We start from the raw sequence: 25,527 nt of genomic DNA, 5'->3' as shown, positions 1-25,527 counted from the left end.
GTCTGGCCGGAGGGGCTTTTTCGTTTTTGTGGGGCGCAAACAGAGCGTCAGGCAGGGGAGGTCGCAGCGGCTCAACGATCAATTTGTAACAAAAAACACACATTCAAATCCCTTGGTTCTAGGGGGCTTGCGCCTTGAAAACATGAGAAAAACACTATTTTGAAAGTGTATAGATTGTAAATGCAATTTACTTTTATTTGAGAATCAATACCATTCCGGCGCATGGAGAGCGCCTGAAGACACGTTCGCTGCAAGACGGCGACTCAGGCGCATCTCGTTCAACTGCCCCTCCCTAAAGGACTTTGTGGACATGTCGTCTCGATTCAGGCTCAGCCATTTCTCCCTGGCGTTTATCGCTGCCTTCTCCTCGCCTGCCCTGCTGGCGGATACCGTGGAAACAGAACGCGACAAAGTACCGATCGAAGCGACAGACCTCCCCGTAGACGGCACGCCACAGGCCTTGGAGCTGGAAGTCACCCGCGTACTCGGGACGGCGGCAGAAGAACTCAAACAAGCCCCCGGCGTGTCGATCATCACTGCCGAGGACATCAAGAAGCGCCCGCCCACCAATGACCTGTCGGACATCATCCGTCGCGAGCCGGGCGTCAACCTGACCGGCAACAGTTCCAGCGGCAGCCGTGGCAACAACCGTCAGATCGACCTGCGCGGCATGGGCCCGGAAAACACCCTGATCCTGATCGATGGCAAGCCGTCGACCTCACGCAACGCCGTGCGTTACGGCTGGAGCGGTGACCGCGACACCCGTGGCGAAACCAACTGGGTGCCGGCCGAAGAAGTCGAACGCATCGAAATCCTGCGCGGTCCGGCCGCCGCCCGTTACGGCTCGGGCGCCATGGGCGGGGTGGTCAACATCATCACCAAGCGACCGACCGACCAATTGCACGGCTCGCTGACCGCCTACACCTCATTTCCCGAAGACGACGCCGAAGGCGCGAGTAAGCGCACCAACTTCAACCTCAGCGGCCCGTTGACCGACTCCCTGGCGTTTCGCGTCTACGGCGGCCTGAGCAAGACCGACGCCGACGATTCCGACATCAACCGCACCGAGCAAGCGACGGCCGACTCGCTGGTGGCCGGCCGCGAAGGCGTGCGCAACAAAGACGTCAACGGCTTGTTGAGTTGGCAATTCACCCCGGAGCAAACCCTCGACCTGGAAGCCAGCTACAGCCGCCAGGGCAACATCTTCGCCGGCGACACCATGCTCAACGGCGGTGGCACCTTCGTGGACAGCCTGGTGGGCAAGGAAACCAGTGTGATCCAACGCAGCAGCTTTTCCGCCACTCACCGCGGCGAATTTGACTGGGGTTCCACCCTCGCCTCGTTGACTCACGACCTGACCCGCAACGAGCGTCTCAATGAAGGCTTGGCCGGCTCCGGCGAAGGCGCGCCTTCCGCCACGGCAGGCCGTTTCGAATCGCGCCTGCGCAACACCCGGGCTACGGCAGAGGTCAACCTGCCACTGAGCTTTGGCGCCGAGCAGGTGCTGACGCTGGGCAGTGAATACCTCTATGAGTCGATGAACGATCCGGGCTCGTTGCGCCCGCAAACCTATGACCCGGGCACCGGCGGCGTGCCTGGCATCCCCGGTGTCAGTCGCAACAGCACCAAGACCACCGCGTCGAGCTACGCACTGTTTGCCGAGGACAACATCGAGTTGGGCAGCAAGACCATCGTCACCCCCGGCCTGCGCTTCGACGATCACGAAGAGTTTGGCGGCAACTGGAGCCCCAGCCTCAACGCCTCGCACCAGTTGACCGACGAGTTGAGCCTCAAGGGCGGTATCGCCCGGGCGTACAAGACGCCCAACCTGTACCAGTCGAACCCGAACTACTTGCTGTACAGCCGTGGCAACGGATGCAACGCCAGCGAAGCCAACCTGGGGGGCTGCTACCTGGTGGGTAATCGGGACCTGAAGCCGGAAATCAGCGTCAACAAGGAAATCGGCCTGGCCTACGACAAGGGCACCTGGCGCACCAGCGCGACCTACTTCCGCAATGACTACAAGAACAAGATCAATGCCAGCAACGAGGCGGCGTTCCGCCTGGCCAATGGCCGTCGCGTCCTGCAATGGGAAAACAGCGGGCCGGCTCTGGTGCAGGGGGTCGAGGGCAACCTGTTCGTGAGCCTGCGCAACGATCTGGACTGGAACACCAACCTGACCTACATGATTGATTCCAAGGACAAAGACACCGGCGAGCCGCTGAGCATCATTCCCAAGTACACCGTCAACACCACGCTGGACTGGCAAGCCACCGACAAACTTTCGTTCCAGGTCAGCGGTACCTATTACGGCAAGCAGGAATCGCCGACGCTCAACTCACGCAACGCCAGTAGCTACGATCGCAGCGCCCAACAGGATGTCGACCCGTACGGGTTGATGGGCTTGAGCAGCGGTTATGAGTTCAACAAAAACCTCAGCGTACGCATCGGTATCAACAACCTGCTGGACAAGCGCCTGTATCGCAAAGGCAATGCCGAGGACGCAGGTGCCCAGACCTACAACGAACCCGGCCGCGCTTACTTCGCCTCGGTCACTACATCGTTCTGATCGAAACACAGCGAGCACATAGCTGACTCCGCCCGGCTAACCGGGCGGTTTCGTTTCTGGCTGTGACTACGTCTGGCTGTCGCCTTCAGCGTCCGGATCATCGCTGTCCGGTTCGTCGGTGCTGGAGTCATCGTCGTCCTCGCTGCCACCCTGACCCTTGTCGCCAGGCTCCGCCTCGGACTTGGCCAGTTGCAAATCCTGGCTATGCCCCGACGACACAACACCGCTCTTCACCGGGTTATGCGCCCAGGCCGACGACATCCCCAACGACAACAGCACCAGCACCTTTATCAACAGCACTACACGTTGAAAAATACTCATGGTTGATTCCGTCCAGTCAGTAGGTAGATCCCACGCGACAGCCGTTTACCGCTGCCAGCCTTGACGCTAGTCCCAATGCCGGGTTTGCGCCAGGCGTCAGGTTTCGCCGTCGTCGTAGGTTTCACTGTCCTCACCCTCGTTGTAGGGGTTTTCCTGGTCTTCCTTCGGCGCGGGCTGGGCTTGGGGTTTCCAACTGCCGGAGTTGACCTCTTGTTGCTTTTTCTTGGTGACCGGGCCGGTGTCTTTCCATTGCGCAGTTCCAGCGCCCGCCAGTGCCGGGATCGTGGACAGCCCCAGACCGGCTAACAGCATCCAGCAGATGACGCGTTTGACACTAGGCACAGCGCTTTCCTTTTCAGTCAGTGGATAAATCCTGCACCCAAAAAACTAGACCCGATACGCCACTCTCGCCACAAAAAAGGGCGAAGCCATAACAGCTTCGCCCTTTTCTTTACCGCTCAGACCTTAATGGTGCTCACGGGTCGCACGGAATTTCACATCCGGCCAGCGCTCTTCCATCAACGCCAGGTTCACCCGCGTCGGCGCCAGGTAAGTCAGATGACCACCGCCGTCGACCGCGAGGTTTTCCACAGCCTTGTTGGAGAACTCTTCCAACTTCTTCTTATCGCTGCAATCGATCCAGCGTGCGGAGTACACGGTGATCGGCTCATACGAGCACTCCACCTTGTATTCCTCTTTCAAGCGGCTGGCGACCACATCGAACTGCAGCACGCCGACGGCGCCGAGGATGATGTCGTTGCTGCGCTCCGGGAAGAACACTTGGGTGGCCCCCTCTTCCGCCAATTGCTGCAGGCCCTGGCGCAGTTGCTTGGATTTCAGGGGGTCGCGCAGGCGAACGCGACGGAACAGTTCCGGGGCGAAGTGCGGGATACCGGTGAAGCCCAGGGCTTCGCCTTCGGTGAAGGTGTCGCCGATCTGGATGGTGCCATGGTTGTGCAGGCCGATGATGTCGCCGGCGTAGGCTTCTTCGAGCTGTTCACGCTCGGAGGAGAAGAACGTCAAGGCGTCGCCGATGCGTACGTCCTTGCCGGTACGCACGTGGCGCATCTTCATGCCTTTTTCGTATTTGCCGGAGCAGATGCGCATGAAGGCGATACGGTCGCGGTGTTTTGGGTCCATGTTCGCTTGGATCTTGAACACGAAGCCGGTGAATTTCTCTTCGACCGGTTCTACGGTGCGCTCGTTGGCGACACGGGCCAATGGGCGTGGAGCCCAATCCACCACGGCGTCCAGCACATGGTCGACACCGAAGTTGCCCAGGGCCGTACCAAAGAACACCGGGGTCAACTGGCCGTCGAGGAATTCCTGCTGGTTGAACTCATGACAGGCGCCCTGCACCAGTTCCAGCTGATCAACAAAGCGGTCGTACTCGTCACCCAGGTGGGCGCGGGCTTCGTCGGAGTCGAGTTTCTCGATGATCTTGGTTTCGGTGCGCTCATGACCGTGGCCGGCGGTGTAGACAATGATGTAGTCGTCGGCCAGGTGGTACACGCCCTTGAAGTCGCGATAGCAACCGATCGGCCAGGTGATAGGCGCAGCCTTGATCTTCAGGACGGCTTCGATTTCGTCCAACAGTTCGATCGGGTCGCGGATGTCGCGGTCGAGTTTGTTGATGAAGCTGACGATGGGCGTGTCACGCAGACGGCACACGTCCATCAGCGCAATGGTACGTGGCTCGACGCCTTTACCGCCGTCGAGGACCATCAACGCCGAGTCCACCGCGGTCAGGGTGCGGTAGGTGTCTTCGGAGAAGTCTTCGTGGCCCGGGGTATCGAGCAGGTTGACCATGTGGTCGCGATACGGGAACTGCATGACCGACGTGGTAATGGAGATACCCCGTTGTTTTTCCATTTCCATCCAGTCGGAGGTGGCATGGCGGTCGGATTTGCGGGATTTCACCGTGCCGGCCACCGCGATTGCCTTGCCCATCAGCAAGAGCTTCTCGGTGATAGTGGTTTTACCGGCATCGGGGTGGGAAATAATGGCGAAAGTGCGGCGTTTCGCGACTTCGGCGGCCTGGTGGGTCATGGGAAATCGCCTGGCAGGTGAGTCAAAAAAGGGCGGCGAGTATAGCGCAAACCCCAGGGGCCGGACCACCGTTCACCCGATTGGGGGTGGCTAATTGCTGCCAAGTGTGGAACCTTTTAAAAGGTAGAGACGTCCACTCCCCTGCTGCCGCACTCGGAACAGGGGCTGATAAATCAGCAAGTTAGCCTGACGAGGCTGCGCTCATGGCTCGATCGCATACCGCGTTGCCGGTATCGGCGAGCTGCTTTTCGCGAACTCATTCGCCGACAGCCAGGAATGGCATTGCCGCTCGGAAATGTGTTCGCCGACAAAAGAAAAAAGGAGTCCGCCTGTGGCTATTCGCTATGGCAAAGGGCTGATAGGAGGAGCGGTTGTCGTCGCCCTCTTGGCCCTGCTGGTCCACTGGATCGGCATCAACACGATCGAACTGTACCGCGACGATTTGTTGTTTTACCTGCAAGCTCATCTGATCCTCGTTCTTGTCTCCATGCTGGCCGCCCTCATTGTGGGCATCCCCGCCGGTATCCTGCTCAGCCGACCGCACATGGTCGGGCGCGCAGAACGCTTCATGCAAATCTTCAACATCGGCAACACCGTCCCTCCCCTGGCCGTACTGGCCATCGCCCTCGGCGTCCTCGGCATTGGCAGCGGCCCGGCGATCTTCGCGCTGTTCCTCGCCTCGTTGCTGCCCATTGTGCGCAACACCTACGAAGGCCTCAAAAACGTTCAAGGCTCGCTGAAAGAAGCCGCCACCGGCATCGGTATGACGCCGCGCCAGGTGCTGTTTCGCGTGGAATTACCCAACGCCGTGCCGATCATCATCGGCGGTGTGCGCGTGGCCCTGGCGATCAACGTCGGCACCGCCCCGCTGGCCTTCCTGATCGGCGCCAACAGCCTGGGCAGCCTGATCTTCCCCGGCATCGCCCTGAACAATCAGCCGCAATTGCTGCTTGGCGCCGCGTGCACCGCGTTGCTGGCATTGCTGCTCGACGGTCTGGTGACCATGGCCAGCCGCCTCTGGCTGGAACGCGGGTTGCGTCCGTCTTAAGGCTTGGCAAAGGAAATCACATGAAAAGACTGACCCTGATATTGAGCTGCGTCCTGCTGTTTGCAGGTATTGCGCAAGCTGCCGAAAAACCGGTGATCCGCATCGGCGCCCGGGTGTTCACCGAACAGACCCTGCTGGCCGAAATCACGTCCCAGTACCTGCGCACCAAGGGCTATGATGCCCGTGTGACCGGCGGCCTGGGCAGCAACCTGGCGCGCAGTGCCCAGGAAAGCGGGCAACTGGACCTGATCTGGGAATACACCGGTGTGTCGCTGGTGGCCTACAACCATGTCGACGAAAAGCTCGACAGCGAACAGTCCTACGCACGGGTAAAAGAACTCGACGCGAAAAAAGGCCTGGTCTGGCTCTCGCCCTCGCGTTTCAGCAACACCTACGCCCTGGCGCTGCCCGAGAATGTGGCCAAGGAGTTCCCGCAGATCAACAGCATCAGCGACCTTACCCTAGCCCTGGCAGAGAAAACCAAAGGCACGCGCCTGGTGGCTCTGGACACCGAGTTCGCCAACCGTTCCGACGGCATGGGCGGCATGGTCAAGCTGTATGACATGAACCTCACGCGCAAAAACACCCGGCAGATGGACGCCGGCCTGGTCTACACCGCTCTGCGTAATGGCCAGGTGTTTGCCGGTCTGGTCTACACCACCGACGGTCGCCTGAACGCCTTCAAACTGAAGCTGCTGGAAGACGACAAGCATTACTTCCCGGACTACACCGCCGCCCCTGTGGTGCGTCAGGTGTATCTCGACGCTCACCCGGAACTGGCCGCTGACCTCAAGCCATTGGCCGATCTGTTCGACGACGAAACCATGCGCCAGTTGAACGCGCGGGTCGACGTCGACCATGAAAGCCCCTCCGCGGTTGCCGCCGACTTCCTGCGCCAACATCCGATCAATTAATAAGAGGAGAAGACATGGAATTCCTGAACGCCTTTTCCCATCTTGATTGGGCCCAAGTCCTACAACTGACCGGGCAGCACATCACCCTGGTCGGTATCGCCGTGATCCTCGCGATCCTGATCGGTGTGCCCCTGGGCATCCTGATGACGCGCTTCCCGACGCTTGCCGGTCCGCTGCAAGCGAGCGCCACGGTGCTGCTGACCGTGCCGTCCATCGCCCTGTTCGGCCTGCTGTTGCCGTTCTACTCCAAGTTCGGCCAGGGCCTGGGGCCAATGCCGGCGATCACCGCCGTGTTCCTCTACTCCCTGCTGCCGATCATGCGTAACACCTACCTTGCCCTCACCGGCGTGGAACCGGGTATTCGCGAAGCCGCACGCGGCATCGGCATGACCTTCGGCCAGCGCCTGCGCATGGTCGAGTTACCCATCGCCGTGCCGGTGATCCTCGCCGGTGTGCGCACCGCAGTGGTGATGAATATCGGTGTCATGACCATCGCCGCCACCATCGGTGCCGGTGGCCTGGGTGTACTTATTCTGGCTTCCATCAGCCGCAGCGACATGTCGATGCTGATCGTTGGCGCCGTGCTGGTCAGTCTCCTGGCCATCTTCGCCGACCTGCTCTTGCAATGGCTGCAACGCTCGCTGACTCCAAAAGGATTGCTCAAATGATCGAACTTCAAAACCTGTCCAAGACCTTCCAAAGCAACGGCAAGACTGTCACCGCCGTGAACGATGTAAGCCTGACCGTCAATGAAGGCGAGATTTGCGTGTTCCTCGGCCCATCCGGTTGCGGCAAAAGCACCACGCTGAAGATGATCAACCGCCTGATCAAGCCCACTTCGGGCAAGATCCTGATCAATGGCGAAGACACCACCGACCTCGACGAAGTGACCCTGCGTCGCAACATCGGCTACGTGATCCAGCAGATCGGCCTGTTCCCCAACATGACCATCGAGGAAAACATCGTGGTGGTGCCCAAGCTGCTTGGCTGGGACAAACAGAAATGCCATGACCGCGCCCGCGAGTTGATGAGCATGATCAAGCTGGAGCCCAAGCAGTACTTGCATCGCTACCCGCGTGAATTGTCGGGTGGCCAGCAACAGCGAATCGGCGTGATCCGAGCCCTGGCGGCCGACGCGCCGTTGCTGCTGATGGACGAACCGTTCGGCGCAGTCGACCCGATCAACCGCGAGATGATCCAGAACGAATTCTTCGAGATGCAGCGCGCGCTGAACAAGACCGTGATCATGGTCAGCCATGACATCGACGAGGCGATCAAGCTGGGCGACAAGATCGCGATTTTCCGCGCTGGCAAGCTGTTGCAGATCGACCATCCGGACACGCTGCTGGCGCACCCGGCCGACGAATTCATCAGCAACTTCGTGGGCCAGGACAGCACCCTCAAGCGCCTGTTGCTGGTGAAGGCCGAAGACGCGGCGGACAATGCGCCGTCGGTGAGCCCTGAAACGCCGGTGGCCGATGCACTGGAATTGATGGACGAGCATGACCGCCGCTACGTGGTGGTCACCTGTGCCGAGAATAAAGCGCTGGGTTATGTACGACGTCGCGACCTGCACCGTCAGACCGGGACTTGCGGCCAGTACCTGCGCGAGTTCAACGCCACGGCGGCGTATGACGAGCATTTGCGCATCCTGCTGTCGCGCATGTACGAGTTCAACCGCTCGTGGCTGCCGGTGATGGATGCCGAGCGGGTGTTCCTCGGGGAGGTGACTCAGGAATCGATTGCCGAATACTTGAGTTCCGGTAAGTCTCGTGGGGGCAAGACCAGCATCGTTTCGCCTGCCGCCGCCCTGGCCTGAGGACTGCTTCGCGGACAGAAGCCTCCTCTGCCTCTGTTCGCGAAAAATGACTGATCCTGTTAGTCGTCGAATTTGATTGCCTGATCATTCCGATCAAAACTAAAACTCGCGTCTTCCTGAGGTGTTGATGGCAAGCTAAGGGAAACAATGGGCAGCGCGATTCCGGTTTCTGTCTCGAATGTTATTTGGTTTTCCCGCGCCTTTTTCTTACCTGCATCGTTATCCTTGAGATAGAAAAATGCTTGGAGAGGTAGTACGCCCCCAATATCCTGAGACCATTGAGGCATTAAAATTTCGTTGTATTCCCACGGTTGTTTAATCAACGCTTGCGCTTTGAGCACTGTCATAAAATCCGTGCGGGCGTGCTCACCTAAAACATCTCGTACATCGAACCCACACATATCACTATATGATCCGTACTTATTATAGTGAGCAATCCACTGATCGGCCGTGATAACACCTAGCGACCTGCACTCTGCACTAGTTGGGATGCCGGCGCTTTGACCACAGCCGTCATTTTCTCTGACGCTGCTAGCGGCATCTCGAGGGAAAAAGCAAGAAATAGAAATATGGATCTTATCGCGGGGCGCGTCCTGTCTAGAGTAAAAAATAATGCCATTATTTCCGGAGTACAATGTCCCATACTTCGAGTCTCGTCTCAAGAACGAGAACGCCACTCCCTTTTCGGCGGGGACAGGATTCCAAGGTTTCGACGTATCTGTGGTTCTGAGCAATACTCCTGAACACAAGTACGCCGTTCCTGGATAAAAAGGCGGGCACTCTTCTGTCACGCTGTTATAACGTTCATTCAATCGTTGCGCGGTTAACAATCCAGAAATTTTTGTTTTCGTTACACCAGAATCAACACATCCTGAAAGAAACATTACCAGGAACACTGTCAGTACTTCCTTCATGCGCCTTACTCCCTTAGCGATTAAAATCTATAAACATTTTTTTCAATCCTCCCTGCCACATAACTCTAAGCGATACCCGCGCAACACACACCTGTTAGAAATGACAGTAACCGACACTTAAACAGCATTAAAAACAACCGCGTTATAATTTAAATCTACAGATTCCACCGATACGGTTAATTCTGTCGCGCATGTACGAGTTCAACCGCTCGTGGTTGCCGGTGATGGATGCGGAGCGGGTGTTCCTCGGGGAAGTGACCCAGGAGTCGATTGCCGAGTACCTGAGCTCTGGTAAGTCGCGTGGGGGCAAGACCAGTATTGTCTCCCCTGCCGAGACGGCGCTCGCATGACCTGACGCGCCGCGCTCCCACATTGGATCTTCACAGTGCCTGAAACACCTCAAATTGCCCCCTCCGGGGAACATCATTCCGTCACACCTGTCGGTTACATAAGTAGCTGCACGGGTTCGCGCGACGAACGCGTGCAAAAACGCGACATTTTTAGTTGATCTCAAGCCCCTCACGCCCTAAAGTTCGCGCCGAACGTCCATGCTGGAAACGATCCATCCGGCTCAAGTACTGACGACGAGACAGCAAGGCCAAGGGAAGCGGTTATTCCCATGGCCTTTTTGCTTTCGGCGACATGCCTTGGGAAGTAGGCGAACCAAAGTGGGGATACGGAGGACGTTCATTTGCACCCATTGATCAATACAGTTTGCCCTTAGGAGTTCCCAGCATGTCGATCAACGTCGAAGATTATTTCGCGCGCGCCACTTTTGACAAAATGAAGGCGTTCGCCGACAAGCAAGAAACCCCGTTCGTGGTGATCGACACCGCGATGATCAGCCAGGCCTACGATGACCTGCGCGCCGGTTTCGAATTCGCCAAAGTCTATTACGCGGTCAAGGCCAACCCGGCTGTCGAGATCATTGACCTGCTCAAAGAAAAGGGTTCGAGCTTCGACATCGCCTCGATCTACGAGCTGGACAAAGTGATGGACCGTGGCGTCAGCGCCGACCGTATCAGCTACGGCAACACCATCAAGAAATCCAAGGACATCCGCTACTTCTACGAGAAGGGCGTGCGCCTGTTCTCCACCGACTCCGAAGCCGACCTGCGCAACATCGCCAAGGCCGCGCCGGGCTCGAAAGTGTATGTACGTATTCTCACCGAGGGCTCGACCACGGCTGACTGGCCTTTGTCGCGCAAATTCGGCTGCCAGACCGACATGGCCATGGACCTGCTGATCCTCGCCCGTGACCTGGGCCTGGTGCCGTACGGCATCTCGTTCCACGTAGGTTCGCAACAGCGTGACATCAGCGTGTGGGACGCAGCGATCGCCAAGGTCAAAGTGATCTTCGAGCGCCTGAAGGAAGAAGACGGCATCCACCTCAAGCTGATCAACATGGGTGGCGGCTTCCCGGCCAACTACATCACCCGCACCAACAGCCTGGAAACCTACGCTGAAGAAATCATCCGCTTCCTCAAGGAAGATTTCGGCGACGACCTGCCGGAAATCATCCTGGAGCCGGGCCGTTCGTTGATTGCCAACGCCGGTATCCTGGTCAGCGAAGTGGTGCTGGTGGCGCGTAAATCCCGTACCGCCGTCGAGCGTTGGGTGTACACGGATGTGGGCAAGTTCTCCGGCCTGATCGAAACCATGGACGAAGCCATCAAGTTCCCGATCTGGACCGAGAAGAAAGGCGAGATGGAAGAAGTGGTCATCGCCGGCCCGACCTGCGACAGCGCCGATATCATGTACGAGAACTACAAGTACGGCCTGCCGCTGAACCTGGCGATTGGTGATCGTCTGTACTGGTTGTCGACCGGTGCCTACACCACCAGCTACAGCGCGGTTGAGTTCAATGGCTTCCCGCCGCTGAAATCGTTCTACGTCTGATCATCCCGCCCGGGAACGATCAACCTTTGTAGGAGCCGGCTTGCCGGCGATGGCGTCCTTAAGATCGCTATCGCCGGCAAGCCGGCTCCTACGGGTTTAGGTGCATAGCGCGACCTTTGTATATTTCGGCCATCGCGCGGATTTGCGCATTGTCAGCCGCCTCCAACGCCTTCTGCGCCGTGCGCAGAAACTTCAAATTCCCGCCCGCCAACGCCTCTCGCAACCACTCCAGCGCCGCTTCGATTTGACCTCTGTCAGCCAACACCGCCGCATAGCTGAACTGCCCGCGAAAATCCCCGGCTTCGGCGGAGCGTCGATACCATTCCACGGCGGCATCCAAATCTCTTGGGCAGCATTGTCCGTCTTCCAGATAACGCCCCAACAGGTTCATCGACTTGGCATGGCCTTGTTCCGCAGCCTGGCGATATAGGCTCAGGGCTTGCGGTTGGTCCTCGGTAACACCGCGCCCGGTCGCCAGCAGATTGGCGTAGTTGTATTGCGCCCAATCCAAACCGGCCTCGGCGGCCAAACGGTATTCTCGCGCCGCTGCCGCTTCATCCGCCGCACAACCCCAACCATGCTCCAAACAGCGACCGGCCATATTGCGCGCCATCAAGTGCCCGCCCTGCGCCGCAATCTGGAACCAGCGCAGCGCCAAGGCTTCATCGCGCTCAATGCCACGCCCTTCCAGCAGGATTTGGCCGAGCAGCGCCTGGGCATCCACCACGCCTGCCTTGGCCGCGATCAGGATGGCCTGGGCTGCACGCACCGGGGAGTCGTCGAGCATGGATTGGAGTTGTTCGACGTTGAGTACTTCTTCACGACGTAACAAAAAACCCACGTCAGACCTCGACCCAGCGGCGCAACAGGTTGTGGTAAGTGCCGGTGAGCTGGATCAGCGCGGGGTGGTCGGGCACGTCGGCGCTCAGTTGCTGGATCGCGCCGTCCATTTCGTACAGCAGGGTGCGCTGGCTGTCTTCGCGCACCAGGCTTTGGGTCCAGAAGAAAGAGGCGTAGCGCGCGCCGCGAGTCACCGCGTTGACTTTGTGCAAGCTGGAACCGGGGTACAGCACCATGTCGCCGGCCGGTAACTTCACGCGCTGCAGGCCGAAGGTGTCCTGGATTTCCAGTTCGCCGCCGTCGTACTCATCGGGGTCGCTGAAAAACACGGTGGATGACAAATCAGTGCGCACGCGCTCGTGACTGCCTTTGGGCTGGCGTACGGCGTTGTCGATGTGAAAATCGAAACTGCCGCCAGCGGTGTAGCAGTTGAGCAACGGCGGGAAGACCTTGTGCGGTAACGCCGCCGACATAAACAGCGGGTTCTGCCACAAACGCTCGAGCATCGCCGCGCCGATTTCCTTGGCCAGCGGGTGGCCTTCGGGCAATTGCAGGTTGTGTTTGGCCTTGGCGGACTGGTGCCCGGCGGTGATTTTACCGTCGGCCCAATCGGCAGTTTCCAGGGCTTGGCGGATGCGCTGCACTTCCTCACGAGAGAACAGGCCGGGGATGTGCAGCAGCATGGGCAATACCTGAATTCGGAGAGATGCCAATGGTATTGATTCTTATCCGCCCTGTAAAACGCAGCAGACGTATGAGTTCGTAAAAACCGTAAGCAAAAAGTGTAAAGAATGTAAATTCAGTGCAATTAGCAATGTATCGCAATTGATAGAAATACTTGTTAACACTATATTCCGCGGCCTCACATCCTTGGGGAAAGGACACGTCATGTCGCGCACCACTACAAAAATACCTGCCAGTTCACCACGCATGCTGGCTTCGGCCATCGGCGTTGCCCTCAGCGCCAGCTCTGTCGCCCATCTGGCGCAGGCTGCCGAAGACACTGAACAAAAAGGCCAGCGCAACAGCATCTCCCTCGGCGCCACCAGCATTACTGGCGAAGAACAGGACAACACCTCCTACCAGGTCGAAAAAGCCTCGTCGCAGAAATACACCGCGCCGCTGGTCGACACGCCGCGCTCGGTCACCGTGGTGCCGCAACAAGTGCTCAAGGACACCGCCGCCACCTCGCTGCAGGACGCCTTGCGCACCGTACCGGGCATCACGTTTGGTGCCGGCGAGGGCGGCAACCCCCAGGGCGACCGTCCGTTCATCCGTGGTTTTGACGCCCAAGGCGACACCTACCTGGACGGTGTGCGCGACACGGGCGGCCAGAGCCGCGAGATCTTTGACATCGAGTCGATCGAAGTCAGCAAAGGCCCGAACTCTGCGTTCGGCGGTCGTGGTTCGGCCGGTGGCAGCCTCAACCTGGTGAGCAAGACCCCACAAGCGCGGGACTTCACCAACGGCGGCTTCACCTACGGTTCCGATCAGACTCGCCGCTATGTACTCGACGTGAACCGTCAGTTCCTCGACGACAGCGCCGCGTTCCGCCTGAACCTGATGAGCCACGAACAGAACGTGGCCGGTCGCGATGCGGTGAATTACGACCGCTGGGGTGTCGCCCCGTCGCTGACCTTTGGCCTGGGTACCCCGACCCGCGTCAACCTCAGCTACTACCACCTGGAAAGCAATGACCTGCCGGACTCGGGGATTCCCTACGGTTACGGCTCGTCGACCGCGACGGCCCATGTACATGACAAGCCCAACGACGGCGGCGACAGCAACAACTTCTACGGCCTCAAGGATCGCGACTTCCGCAAGACCCGCGCCGACATCAGCACGTTCTCCATCGAGCACGACCTGAACGACACCATGACGCTGAAAAACACCCTGCGTCACGGCAGCACCGGGCAGGATTACATCCTGACGCAGCCGGACGACAGCAAATTCAACGTCAACCGGTTCGGCACCGTATGGCGTCGCGCCAACAGCCGGGTCTCGACCACAACCACTACCACCAACCAGACCGACCTGTTCGGCAGCTTCCAGGCCTTGGGCTTCAAGCACAGCTACTCCACCGGCCTGGAATTCACCGGTGAAGAAACCCGCGTCAGCAGCTACACCATCAGCCCCAACGCCAACCCGATCTGCACCGTGGCCAAAGGCAGCCTGGGCGGCCAGTGCACCTCCCTGAGCAACCCGAACCCGGATGACGCCTGGACCGGCAGCATCGCGCGCAACTATTACGGCACCACCACCAAGGCCACCAGCCGTGGCGCCTATGTGTTCGACACCATTGAGCTGGACCCGAAATGGTTGCTGAACGTCGGCCTGCGCTACGACACCTTTGACACCGTTGCCAACACCGATTCCGCGACCGGCCGCAGCAAAATCAAAGAAGACAGCCAATTCTTCAACTGGCAGGCCGGCCTGGTCTGGAAGCCGGTAGAAAACGCCAGCGTCTATGCGTCCTATGCCACGTCGGCAACGCCTGCCGGCGGCCTGGTCGGTGAAGGTTCGGACGGCAACCCTCTGTCAGCCGGTGCCGCCACCAGCGACCTGCAGCCGGAAGAAACCGTCAACTACGAGCTGGGCACCAAGTGGGATCTGTTCCACGATCGCCTATCCCTGACCGCTGCGGTGTTCCGTACCGAGAAGAAAAACACGCGCATCCTGGTCGATGCCCTGACCTATCAGAACGCCGGTGAGTCCCAAGTCGACGGCGTGGAATTGTCGGCCAGCGGCAAGATCACCGACCAATGGCAGGTATTCGCCGGCTACAGCTACCTCGACAGCGAGTTGGTCAAATCCGGCCTGAACGGTCGCAACGGCGTGGTCAGCTCGGGTTCGAACAAAGGCAATCAAATGCCCAACACGCCGAAGAACACCTTCAGCCTGTGGACCACCTACGACGTCACCTCCAAGCTCACCATCGGTGGCGGCGCGTTCTACGTCGACCAGGTTTATGGCGATGCGGGCAACACCGTTTATGTACCGTCCTATACCCGTTACGACGCCATGGCCAGTTACAAGCTGACCAAGAACGTCGACTTGCAATTGAACGTGCAAAACCTGACGGACAAGTTGTATTACGACAAAGCCTTCTCGACACACTTCGCCAACCAGGCGGCCGGTCGCACGGCGCTGTTGACCACCAGCTTCCACTTCTAAGCAGCAACACCACGCAGTAAAAAGCCCCACGCATCGGATGCGTGGGGCTTTTGCGTGTCAAACAGAATGTTTCTCGACAAGCCACGGCATAATGCGCGCCGTGCCCTACATATCCGGATAAACGAGGCGGTCAGACGTGTTGAAGAAAACCCTATTCCAGTTGCACTGGTTCTTCGGCATTACCGCCGGGCTGGTGCTGGCCTTGATGGGGATCACCGGGGCTGCGGTCTCGTTTCAGGATGAAATACTGCGGGCGCTCAACCCCAGCGTACTGACCGTGGGAAAACGCGAAGCCGGCGTCCTGCCGCCCGCCGAGCTGGTGCGCAAGCTGGAAGCCACCGAAGGCCAGACCGTGGCCATGCTGTTCGTGGAGAGCGAGAGCGGCAACGCCGCCCGCGTGTTCTTCACCCCGCCACCCGGTGAACGCCGTGGGCAATTGCGCTATTTCGACCCCTACACCGGCGACTACATGGGCGACGTGGTCGGCCAGGAGGTTTTCGGCTTCCTGCTGCAATTTCACCGTTTCCTGGTGATGGGCGATACCGGGCGCAATATCACCGGCGCCTGCACACTGATCCTGGTGTTCTTCTGCCTGTCCGGTATGTACCTGCGCTGGCCGCGCCAAGTGGCGAGCTGGCGTGCCTGGCTGACCCTGGACTGGCGCAAAAAGGGCCGGGCCTTCAACTGGGACCTGCACTCGGTATTCGGCACCTGGTGCTTGCTGGCCTATCTGCTGTCGGCGCTGACCGGACTGTATTGGTCCTACGACTGGTACAGCCAGGGCCTGACCAAGCTGCTGTCCGACGCCCCACAGAATGAACGGGTGCGCAAACGCGGCCCGGCCCCCGAAGGCCCGGCGCCCGTAGCCAATTACGATGCGATCTGGAGCAGCATCTACAGCAACGCCGGCCCAGGCTTGAGTGCTTACAACATCCGCATGCCGGCCGTCGCCGGGCAACCGGCCACCGTCTACTACCTGCTGGACGATTCGCCCCATGACCGCGCGCTGAACCAGATCAACCTGGACCCGGCGACCGGCGAGGTGAAATCCCATGACCGCTACGCCAGCAAGACCTTCGGCTCACAACTGCTGACCAGCGTCTACGCGCTGCACACCGGCAGTTACTTCGGCCTGGCGGGGCGGATCATCCTCACGCTCAGCTCGGTGCTGATGCCGCTGTTCTTCATCACCGGTTGGCTGCTTTACCTGGACCGTCGTCGCAAGAAACGCCAGGTGCGTGACGCGCGTAAAGGCCTCTCGGCCAACGCCAGCGATGCGCCAGCCTGGCTGATCGGCTTCGCCAGCCAGAGCGGTTTTGCCGAGCAGCTTGCGTGGCAAACAGCAGGCCAATTGCAGGCGGCTGGTTTGCCGGTGAAGGTGCAGTCCCTGGGCAGCGTCAGCCAGGATGATCTGCGCCAGTCGGAAAATGCGCTGTTCGTGGTCAGCACCTTCGGCGACGGTGAAGCGCCCGACAGTGCCCGCGGTTTCGAGCGCAGTGTGCTCGGCCAAGACCTGTCCCTGAAGGGTTTGAACTACTCGGTCCTGGCCCTGGGCGACCGTCAATACGAACACTTCTGCGGCTTTGCACGCCGCCTGCACTTCTGGCTGACCAACCAGGGCGGCAACGCACTGTTTGCCCCGGTGGAAGTCGACAGCGGCGACACCACCGCCCTGCTGCACTGGCAACAACAACTGGGCCAGCTGACAGGCCACGCCCCGGCGGCCGCTTGGCCGACCGCCCAGTACGAAAACTGGACGCTGAGCCAACGCTCCCTGCTTAACCGCGACAGCGCGGGCTCGGATGTTTATTTGCTGGGCCTCACCTCGCCTTCACCGCAAAGCTGGCAGGCCGGCGACCTGGTGGAAGTATTGCCGCGCAACTGCCCCTGGGCCATCGAGCACTTCCTCGAAGGCCTGGGCCTGGCCGGCAGTGACGGCGTGCTGATCGACGGCATGGTGCACACCCTCGATCAAGCCCTGGCCACTCGCCAATTGCCGACGCATCGCGCCCACCTGGTCGGCCTGCATGCCCAGGCGCTGGTGGACGCGCTGGTACCGCTGGGCATGCGCGAATACTCCATCGCCTCGATTGCCAGCGATGGCGTACTCGAATTGATCGTGCGCCAGGAACGCCACCCCGACGGTAGCCTGGGTCTCGGTTCAGGCTGGCTCACCGAACATGCCGCCCTCGGCTCAAGCATCAGCCTGCGCCTGCGCCGCAACAGTGGCTTCCATCTACCAGATGTACCCGTGCCACTGATCCTGCTGGGCAACGGCACCGGCCTGGCCGGCCTGCGCAGCTTGCTCAAGGCGCGCATTGCCGATGGTCAGCAGCGCAACTGGCTGCTGTTCGGTGAACGCAATATCAAGCATGACTTCCTCTGTCAGGACGAGCTGCAAGGCTGGCTGGCCAGTGGTGACCTGGCGTTGCTGGACCTGGCTTTTTCCCGCGACCAGGAGGAAAAAATCTACGTGCAGGATCGTCTGCGCGAGTCCGCCGAGGTGCTGCGTAGATGGCTAAGCGACGGCGCGGCGATTTATGTGTGCGGGAGTTTGCAGGGAATGGCGGCTGGAGTGGACCAGGCGCTGGTGGACATCCTCGGCAGTGAGGCCGTGGAGCGCTTGATCGAGCAAGGCCGCTACCGGCGCGATGTCTACTGACCTTCCCCCTTTACTGCAGGAGCCGGCTTGCCGGCTCCTGCAGGGAGCGGGATTTAGGCGGGTTGTAGCTTTTGTTCGAACACTGAGACGCCATCCAGGTCGCGCAGGATTACGGTCAACTCCGCCGTCTGCCCATCAATCTGCACCTCACCAAAAAACTGAAAACCCGCGAACGGCGAGGTGTTCTGTGCCGGCGGAGCCTTCTCGAACACCACTTCGGGGCCAAAGGTTTTGTCCAGTGGGTTGGGCCCGAAACTCCCCGCATTCAACGGCCCGGCGACAAACTCCCAGAACGGCTCGAAATCCTGGAACGCCGCGCGATCCGGGTGATAGTGGTGCGCGGCGCAGTAGTGCACATCTGCCGTCAGCCACACGTGATTGCGCACCTTGTGCGCCCTTAAAAAGCCCAGCAGTTCGGCAATTTCCAACTCACGTCCTTGCGGTGCGCCTGGGTCACTATTGGCAATCGCTTCCCAACGCGGTACGCCAGGGCTCACTTCACCATCGGGTACACCCAGGCCAATCGGCATGTCAGCCGCGATGACTTTCCACTGCGCCTGCGAACCTTTGAGCTCACGCTTGAGCCAGTCCAATTGCTCGCGGCCGAGGAAGGGTTTTTCCCCGCCCAGGTTGTCATCGTTCGGTCCGCGATAGCTACGCATGTCCAGCACGAACACATCCAGCAGCGGGCCATAACTGAGCTTGCGATAAATCCGTCCGCCGCCGTCGGCGCTCTGCCGGCGCATCGGTGAATATTCCAGCCAGGCCTGGCGCGCACGGCCGACCAAGGTGTTGATGTCCTTGACCTGGTAACGCTCATCCAACTGCTTGCTTGGAGACCAGTTGTTCACCACTTCATGGTCGTCCCACTGCCAGATCTGCGGCACTTCGGCGTTGAAGCGACGGACGTTTTCATCCATCAGGTTGTAGCGGTAATTGCCGCGATACTCATCCAGGGTTTCGGCAACCTTGCTCTTGGCTTCGGTGGTGATGTTGCGCCAGATGCGCCCGTTTTCGACCGTAAGCTGTGCCGGCACCGGACCGTCGGCGTAGATGGTGTCGCCGCTGTGGATAAAGAAATCCGGCAGGCGCAGGCGCATGGCTTCATAGATACGCATGCCGCCAATGTCCGGGTTGATGCCGAAGCCCTGGCCGACGGTGTCGCCGCTCCACACAAAACGGATATCGCGGCGCTGTTGCGGCACGCTGCGCAGGTGGCCAAACCAGGGTTCGCTGGCGATGCCGGTCTGGGCATCTTCGAAGTGCACACGGTAGAAAATCGCCTGGTCGGCGGGCAGCCCGGTGAGTTCGACGCGGGCGGTAAAGTCGGTGCGGTTATCGGCCAGGGGCGAAACAAATCGACGCGGGTTGCTGAATACGCTGCGGGTGTCCCACTCCACCACCATGCGGGCCGGGCGGTCGCTGCGGCTCCAGATCATGGCGCGATCACCGAGCAGGTCGCCGGACTGCACGCCGTCGGTGAGTTGCGGCCGGCCCTTGACCGAGGCAATCACCGCCGGGGCCAGGCCCGGCAACAACAGGCCGGCGCCGACGGCTTGCATAACGCGGCGGCGGCCAAGATCGAAGTGGCTCATGCTGGTGCCCTCTTGATTATCAAAAGGGCCACTTAAGCATGGGGTTATGACACCGGTGCGACAGTCAACTCGACAGCTTCCGGACGTTTGATCAGCGCATACACCAGGCCGGTCAGCAAGCTACCGGCAACAATCGCCAGCAGGTACAGCAGCGCATGGTTCATCGCATTCGGAATGACCAGCACCGCCAGTCCACCATGGGGCGCAGCGAGTTTGCAACCAAAGTACATCGACAGTGCGCCAGCCAATGCGCCACCGGCGATACTGGCCGGGATCACGCGCAGCGGGTCTTTGGCCGCGAAGGGAATGGCGCCCTCGGAGATAAACACCATGCCGAGAATGATCGCCGCCTTGCCGGCCTCACGCTCCGTCTGGGCGAACTTGCGGCGTGCCAGGAAGGTGGCGATGCCCATGCCGATGGGCGGCACCATGCCCGCCGCCATCACCGCGGCTATCGGCGCGCCACTGTGCTCGGCAAGCATGCCGACGGAAAACGCATAGGCCGCCTTGTTGATCGGCCCACCGAGGTCGACGCACATCATGCCGCCCAACAGCACACCCAGCAGCACGGCGTTGGTAGTGCCCATAGTGTTGAGGAATCCCGTCAGGCTCACCAGCATGCGCGCCACCGGCGGCCCGACCAGATAGATCATCGCCAGGCCGGTGAACAGGCTCGCCAGCAATGGAATGATCAGGATCGGTTTGAGCGCATCCAGGCTTTGCGGCAATTTGACCGCGCGGGTGATCAGCTTGACGCAATAACCGGCCAGGAAACCGGCGAATATCCCGCCAATGAAGCCTGCACCCAGGGTCGTCGCCAGCAACCCACCGATCATACCGGGGGCCAGGGCGGGACGATCGGCAATGGAGTAGGCGATGTAGCCTGCCAGCAGCGGCACCATCAACATGAAGGCCTGGTTACCCACCGTTTTCAACGCGGCGGCCAGGGTGCCTTGCTCTTCAAACGCCGTGATGCCGAACATATAGGACAAGGCAATCAACAACCCGCCCGCCACCACCATCGGCAACATGAACGACACACCGGTCAACAGGTGTTTGTACACGCCGGTCTTTTCTTGCTTGGCCACGGCACCGCTGGCCGCGCTTTCCACCGCACCGTCCACAAGGGCCTTGTTGAGGGTGGCTTCGGGTTGCTTGAGGGCAATGCCGGTGCCACAGCGGTAAATCTTTTTGCCGGCAAAGCGCTCGGTGGCGACTTCGATATCCGCCGCCAACAACACCACGTCGGCGTCGGCGATAGCCTGCGGGCTCAAGGGCGTGCGCGCACCGACCGAGCCTTGGGTCTCGACCTGCAAGTCGTAGCCCAGCCGCTTGGCCGTCTGCTGCAAGGCTTCGGCGGCCATAAAGGTGTGTGCCACGCCGGTTGGGCAAGCGGTGATGGCAACAATACGCGGTGCATTCTTGGCCGCCTGCTGCGTAGCAACGTACACCTGGGCTTCTTCGGCACCGCGGCGCAACACCGCGTCGACATCCGCCAGCGCCTGGGCCGGCGTGCTCTGGAACACGCGCTTGCCGACAAACCGCTGCATAGCCACCGGGGTGCTGCTGACCAGCAACACCCATTCGGCGTCGTCGATCGTGGCTTGGGACAACTGGCGTTCCGGGCGCTGCACATCCACCACTTCAACGCTGGTGCTCCAGCCCTGGCGCTGTGCGGCGGCGTCCAACAAGCGGGCGCACAGCACACTGGTGACCATGCCGTTCGGGCAGGCGGTAACAATGGCTAACTTCATCACAAACCCTCTTATTGTTCTGTCAGCGCGCGCACGTGGACGCCGCTTTCGAGGCGCGCCAACTGCGCGTGATCGCTGATGCCGAAACCGATCTGCGTCACCGCCAGCGCGGCAATCGCCGTGGCGCGGCGCAAGGTTTGCTCCGGCGTATCACCCGTGAGCAGACCGTGGAGCATCCCGGCCAGTAGCGAGTCGCCGGCGCCGACGGTGCTGGCGACCACGACCTTGGGCGGTGTGGCGTGCAGCGATGCGCCTGGGCTGTACCAGCTCACGCCGGCGGCGCCGTCGGAAACCACCACGTGTTCCACACCTTGTTGATGCAATTGGCTGATGGCATCCGGGGCATTACCCAGTGCATCGGCCAGTTCTTCGGTATTGGGTTTGACCAGCCACGGGCCGGCTTTCAAACCGGCGCGCAGCGCTTCGCCGCTGGTGTCCAGGGCGACTTTCAAGCCACAGCGTTTCAACTGTTCCAACAGCGCTTGAAACCACTGCGGGCTAACACCGCGCGGCAAGCTGCCGGCCACCACCACGGCATCAAAGTCGGGGGCAATCTGCGCCAGTTTTTCCAGCAACGCGCTCTGCGCCTGCTCCGTCACCTGCGGCCCCGGTGCATTGATGTCGGTGACCCGGCCATCCTGCTCGGCAATCTTGATATTGCTGCGGGTTTCACCGGGCACGCGGATAAACGCATCAGTAAAACCACGCTGTGCAATCAGCGCTTCGAAGGCCTGCGGGTTGCCGTCGCCGAGGAAGCCGCCCACAGTCAGTTCATGGCCAAGATCGGCCAGCACCTGCGCCACATTCACACCCTTGCCGGCGGCATGGGTCAGCAGGGTTTCGCTGCGATTGACTTCACCCGGTTCCAGGCGCGCCAGGCGTACCGTCAGGTCCAACGCCGGGTTCAGCGTCAGGGTCAGAATCCTTGCCATCTACACGGCCTCCACTAGGGCTCGCACTTCGGCGGGCGAGCCCACCGCCAGTGCTTGTTGCGCCAGGCCCTGGGCCTCGCTCAGACTGAATTCGCGTACACGCGCCTTCACTTCGGGAATGCTGCGAGCCGACACGCTCAGCTCATCAACGCCCAGGCCGATCAGCACCGGCACGGCCAACGGGTCCGCAGCCAGCTCGCCGCACACGCCGACCCATTTGCCATGGGCATGGGCGGCGCGCACGGTGATGTCGATCAGTTGCAACACCGCCGGGTGCAGGCCATCGGCCTGGGCCGACAGGGTCGGGTGGCCACGGTCGATGGCCAGGGTGTACTGGGTCAGGTCGTTGGTGCCGACACTGAAGAAGTCCACCTCCTTGGCCAGCACCGGCGCGAGCAGTGCCGCCGACGGCACTTCGATCATGATGCCCAGTTGCAAGTCCGACACCGGGATCTCCAGGCGCAGGCGCTCGGTCATGTCGCGGGCTGCGCGCCATTCATCGACGCTGCCGACCATGGGAAACATGATGCGCAGCGGGCGGTTATCCGCAGAGCGCAGCAGCGCACGTAACTGCGCTTCCATGATCTGCGGGCGCTGCAGGGTCAGACGGATACCGCGCACGCCGAGGAAGGGGTTTTCTTCCTCGGCGATTGGCCAATACGGCAGCGGTTTGTCGCCGCCGACATCGAGGGTGCGCACCACCAACGGGCGACCGGCGAGGCCGTCGAGGACGCGACGGTATTCGGCTTCCTGGGTGGCCTCGTCCGGCGCTTGCGGGTGGGCCATGAAAATCAGTTCGGTGCGCAGCAAGCCAATGCCTTCGGCGCCCTGCTCCACCGCGCTGGCAACCCCGGCGCTTTCGCCGATATTGGCAAACACCTCCACGGCATGCCCGTCGCGGGTCAGGGCCGGTTCATGGCGCTGCGCCGAGGCGGCTTGCAAGCGTTGTTCGCGGGTGTCGCGCTCGACCGTTGCGCGCTGCAGGGTAGCGGCGTCGGCGTCCACATGCAGGCGGCCGCGCTGGCCATCCAGCAATAACGGCGTACCGGCGGCCAGCAGCAACACCGTCGGACCGGCACCAACCAACGCCGGAATACCCAGCGCACGAGCGACAATGGCGCTGTGGGCCGTCGCGCCGCCACGGGCAGTGAGGATGCCGGCGACGCGCGCCGGGTCCAGGCGCGCCACATCGGACGGACCGACTTCATCCATCACCAGAATGTAAGGTTCGCTCGGCTCCTGGGCGGTTTCGACGCCACACAGTTGCGCCAGCACGCGGCGACCAATGTCACGCAGGTCGGCGGCACGCTCGGCGAGCAAAGCATCCTGCAACGACTCCTGCTGCTTGGCGGCCGCCTCGATCACACTCATCCACGCCGCTTCAGCGCTTTCGCCTTGCTTGAGGCGGGTGTCGACTTCGTCGGTGAGTTCCGGGTCGTCGAGCATTTCCTGATGGGTGATGAAAATCTCGCGGATCGCCTTGGACGGGTTGCGTTCGATCAGGCCTTGGATATCACGACGCACATCACCCAAGGCGCTGTGCAGGCGCTGGCGCTCGATCGCCGAGGATTCGCCACGCAGTGGGTAATCGAAGACCTGCTGAACCTGGATATGCGCTGGGCCGATGGCAATGCCCGGCGCGGCGGCGATGGCCTGGATCTGGCTGCCGGCCAAGGGTGCGCTGAGCACTGGCTCGACATCGACGACTTCAGGCTGGATATTCACAGTCGGCAGCGGCTCGACCTCTTCACCCAGGCCTTCTTCCACCGCCGCCAACAGCGCGGGCAGCGCGTCGCCGGCAATGGTCGGCTCGGCGACAAACTCCAGCACCTGGCCGCGACGCGCACCGAGGCTCAGCAGTTTGCTCAGGCTTTTCACCGACACGGCGCCGACCGGGCCATCGACGATGCGCACTCGGAGGTCGCCCTCAAAACTTTTCGCCAACTGCGCAAGGATCTTCGCCGGGCGCGCATGCAGGCCGTGGGCGTTGGCCAGGGTGATGCGCGCAGTGGGCCAATCTGGAGGCAATTCACCGCCGAGCACTTCAAGCACGGCGCGGCTGCTGGTGGCGCGGCCGAGTTCCTGGCCGCGACCTTCGATCAGCAAGGCACATAGGCGTTCGAGCAACGTCTGATGGGCTTCGCCCAGGCTGGCCAGGCAGAACAGGCCGTTGAGCGGCTGACCGAGGTAACGCATGGGTTTGTCCGGGGTGACAAACGCCAGTCCTGGGCGCTTGACGGTCTGCTCGCTGTGCAACCACCACAGGCCATCGCCCAGGGGCAGCGCATCCACCTGCTGCAACACCGCGGCGAAACCATTGCTCACACAATCGGCCTGACGTAACAGGCGTGCGCCGCGCCATACCAGCTCTTCGAAATCGTCGGCGGACACGCCCAGGCTGATCATCTGCGCATCCAGCGCCAGTTCCTGTGGCGCACCTTGCAGCAGTTTCAACAGCGCTTCGGCGCTGCCGGCACGGCGCAGGGCCTGGCCCAGGTCGGTTTCGCCAAGGGCGCGGGTGAGCAGTTGCAACAGGCGCAGATGTTCGTCGGATTTGGCGGCGATGCCGATGGCCAGGTACACGATCTGGCCATCGCCCCAGTCCACCCCTTCGGGGAACTGCAGCAGGCGCACACCGGTGGAGAACACCTGGTCACGGGTTTCGGGGGTGCCGTGGGGGATGGCGATACCTTGGCCAAGGAAGGTCGAGCCTTGGGCTTCACGGGCTTGCAAACCACTGAGGTAACCCTCGGCGACCAGGCCGTCGGCCACCAGTTTTTCAGCGAGCAGGTGCAAGGCAGCAGATTTGTCCACGGCCACCTGGCCCATGGAAATCTGCTCTACAGTGAGCTCAAGCATGCCGTTCTCCTAGTTAGTGCGGTGGCGCACTAGGTATTGTTTTAAACAAACAGTGTAAATGGTGTTCAAGAATTACTGACTGAGCAGTCAATTGGCAGTAGCCACTCCGTCGCGAACGTCGTAAAAATACGCTGGCTGAAACGTTTAATCTAGATCTTATGGAAGACTACGCGTTAAT

18 protein-coding genes and 1 pseudogene are annotated in these 25,527 nt (G+C 60.7%); 9 read left to right on the top strand and 10 right to left on the bottom strand.

Features of this window, described 5'->3' with window-relative positions; translation table 11 throughout:
- Positions 1-310 precede the first annotated feature (310 nt).
- Positions 311-2,569, top strand: coding sequence for a TonB-dependent siderophore receptor (locus ACP7C6_RS22765; RefSeq protein ID WP_426109281.1), 2,259 nt, complete (start codon positions 311-313; stop codon positions 2,567-2,569).
- A 66-nt stretch (positions 2,570-2,635) separates the two neighbouring features.
- Here the strand turns inward: ACP7C6_RS22765 and ACP7C6_RS22760 are convergent, their stop codons facing one another.
- The 3 genes from ACP7C6_RS22760 to ACP7C6_RS22750 all read right to left on the bottom strand — a co-directional run bounded on the left by ACP7C6_RS22760 (position 2,636) and on the right by ACP7C6_RS22750 (position 4,939).
- Positions 2,636-2,890 (bottom strand): hypothetical protein, encoded by a 255-nt coding sequence (locus ACP7C6_RS22760; RefSeq protein ID WP_426109280.1) that lies wholly within the window; start codon positions 2,888-2,890, stop codon positions 2,636-2,638.
- A 96-nt stretch (positions 2,891-2,986) separates the two neighbouring features.
- Positions 2,987-3,232 (bottom strand): hypothetical protein, encoded by a 246-nt coding sequence (locus ACP7C6_RS22755; protein ID WP_068936036.1) that lies wholly within the window; start codon positions 3,230-3,232, stop codon positions 2,987-2,989.
- Between the two features lie 123 nt (positions 3,233-3,355).
- Entirely contained in the window at positions 3,356-4,939 is a 1,584-nt protein-coding gene (locus tag ACP7C6_RS22750) for a peptide chain release factor 3 (protein ID WP_010213196.1), read from the bottom strand.
- 331 nt (positions 4,940-5,270) lie between these two features.
- On the opposite strand from ACP7C6_RS22750, the gene ACP7C6_RS22745 reads away from it, so the two are divergent.
- From ACP7C6_RS22745 to ACP7C6_RS22730, 4 genes are read left to right on the top strand one after another with little or no spacing between them, the layout of a single operon-like run.
- Positions 5,271-5,987 (top strand): ABC transporter permease, encoded by a 717-nt coding sequence (locus tag ACP7C6_RS22745; RefSeq protein ID WP_028618817.1) that lies wholly within the window; start codon positions 5,271-5,273, stop codon positions 5,985-5,987.
- A 20-nt stretch (positions 5,988-6,007) separates the two neighbouring features.
- Positions 6,008-6,901 (top strand): glycine betaine ABC transporter substrate-binding protein, encoded by an 894-nt coding sequence (locus ACP7C6_RS22740; protein WP_426109279.1) that lies wholly within the window; start codon positions 6,008-6,010, stop codon positions 6,899-6,901.
- Positions 6,902-6,915: 14 nt separating this feature from the next.
- Positions 6,916-7,569 carry an ABC transporter permease gene (locus tag ACP7C6_RS22735; protein WP_010213201.1) on the top strand — a complete coding sequence of 218 codons (654 nt, stop codon included), beginning with the start codon at positions 6,916-6,918 and terminating at the stop codon, positions 7,567-7,569.
- A complete protein-coding gene (locus ACP7C6_RS22730) occupies positions 7,566-8,720 on the top strand; it encodes a betaine/proline/choline family ABC transporter ATP-binding protein (RefSeq protein WP_426109278.1) in 1,155 nt (384 codons plus the stop codon). Before ACP7C6_RS22735 ends, ACP7C6_RS22730 begins: the two co-directional genes overlap by 4 nt.
- A 59-nt stretch (positions 8,721-8,779) precedes the next feature.
- On the opposite strand, the gene ACP7C6_RS22725 is transcribed toward ACP7C6_RS22730, so the two are convergent.
- On the bottom strand, positions 8,780-9,634 hold the full coding sequence (locus ACP7C6_RS22725) for a hypothetical protein (protein WP_426109277.1): 855 nt from the start codon (positions 9,632-9,634) through the stop codon (positions 8,780-8,782).
- Positions 9,635-9,804: 170 nt separating this feature from the next.
- Between ACP7C6_RS22725 and ACP7C6_RS22720 the strand changes: the two are divergent.
- Positions 9,805-9,984: pseudogene (locus tag ACP7C6_RS22720) on the top strand (glycine/betaine ABC transporter ATP-binding protein); the annotation flags it as partial.
- Positions 9,985-10,369: 385 nt separating this feature from the next.
- Positions 10,370-11,533 carry a type III PLP-dependent enzyme gene (locus ACP7C6_RS22715; protein WP_010213203.1) on the top strand — a complete coding sequence of 388 codons (1,164 nt, stop codon included), beginning with the start codon at positions 10,370-10,372 and terminating at the stop codon, positions 11,531-11,533.
- Between the two features lie 88 nt (positions 11,534-11,621).
- Here the strand turns inward: ACP7C6_RS22715 and ACP7C6_RS22710 are convergent, their stop codons facing one another.
- Positions 11,622-12,374 (bottom strand): tetratricopeptide repeat protein, encoded by a 753-nt coding sequence (locus ACP7C6_RS22710; RefSeq protein ID WP_068936032.1) that lies wholly within the window; start codon positions 12,372-12,374, stop codon positions 11,622-11,624.
- A 1-nt stretch (position 12,375) separates the two neighbouring features.
- Positions 12,376-13,056, bottom strand: a complete 681-nt coding sequence (locus ACP7C6_RS22705) for a Fe2+-dependent dioxygenase (protein ID WP_426109276.1) — start codon at positions 13,054-13,056, stop codon at positions 12,376-12,378.
- A gap of 205 nt (positions 13,057-13,261) precedes the next feature.
- On the opposite strand from ACP7C6_RS22705, the gene ACP7C6_RS22700 reads away from it, so the two are divergent.
- Positions 13,262-15,547 (top strand): TonB-dependent receptor, encoded by a 2,286-nt coding sequence (locus ACP7C6_RS22700; protein ID WP_068936028.1) that lies wholly within the window; start codon positions 13,262-13,264, stop codon positions 15,545-15,547.
- Between the two features lie 136 nt (positions 15,548-15,683).
- Positions 15,684-18,209 (top strand): sulfite reductase flavoprotein subunit alpha, encoded by a 2,526-nt coding sequence (locus ACP7C6_RS22695; protein ID WP_305383530.1) that lies wholly within the window; start codon positions 15,684-15,686, stop codon positions 18,207-18,209.
- A gap of 53 nt (positions 18,210-18,262) precedes the next feature.
- Here ACP7C6_RS22695 and ACP7C6_RS22690 read toward each other — a convergent pair whose 3' ends face one another.
- From ACP7C6_RS22690 to ptsP, 4 genes are read right to left on the bottom strand one after another with little or no spacing between them, the layout of a single operon-like run.
- Positions 18,263-19,804, bottom strand: a complete 1,542-nt coding sequence (locus ACP7C6_RS22690; RefSeq protein WP_426109275.1) for an alkaline phosphatase D family protein — start codon at positions 19,802-19,804, stop codon at positions 18,263-18,265.
- Between the two features lie 44 nt (positions 19,805-19,848).
- The gene (locus tag ACP7C6_RS22685) at positions 19,849-21,558 is read right to left on the bottom strand and encodes a PTS fructose-like transporter subunit IIB (RefSeq protein ID WP_426109274.1); all 1,710 of its coding nucleotides are present in this window, start codon (positions 21,556-21,558) and stop codon (positions 19,849-19,851) included.
- An 11-nt stretch (positions 21,559-21,569) separates the two neighbouring features.
- Complete coding sequence (pfkB, locus tag ACP7C6_RS22680) at positions 21,570-22,490, bottom strand: 1-phosphofructokinase (RefSeq protein WP_426109273.1); 921 nt, start codon at positions 22,488-22,490, stop codon at positions 21,570-21,572.
- A complete protein-coding gene (ptsP, locus tag ACP7C6_RS22675; protein WP_426109272.1) occupies positions 22,491-25,349 on the bottom strand; it encodes a phosphoenolpyruvate--protein phosphotransferase in 2,859 nt (952 codons plus the stop codon).
- Between the last annotated feature and the right edge of the window lie 178 nt (positions 25,350-25,527).

Source organism: Pseudomonas sp. TWR1-1-4 (assembly GCF_049897165.1).
GTDB classification, from domain to species: Bacteria; Pseudomonadota; Gammaproteobacteria; order Pseudomonadales; family Pseudomonadaceae; genus Aquipseudomonas; species Aquipseudomonas canadensis.
Note: the sequence above shows the minus strand (reverse complement) of the source record. Positions and strands in the feature narration are given on the sequence as shown.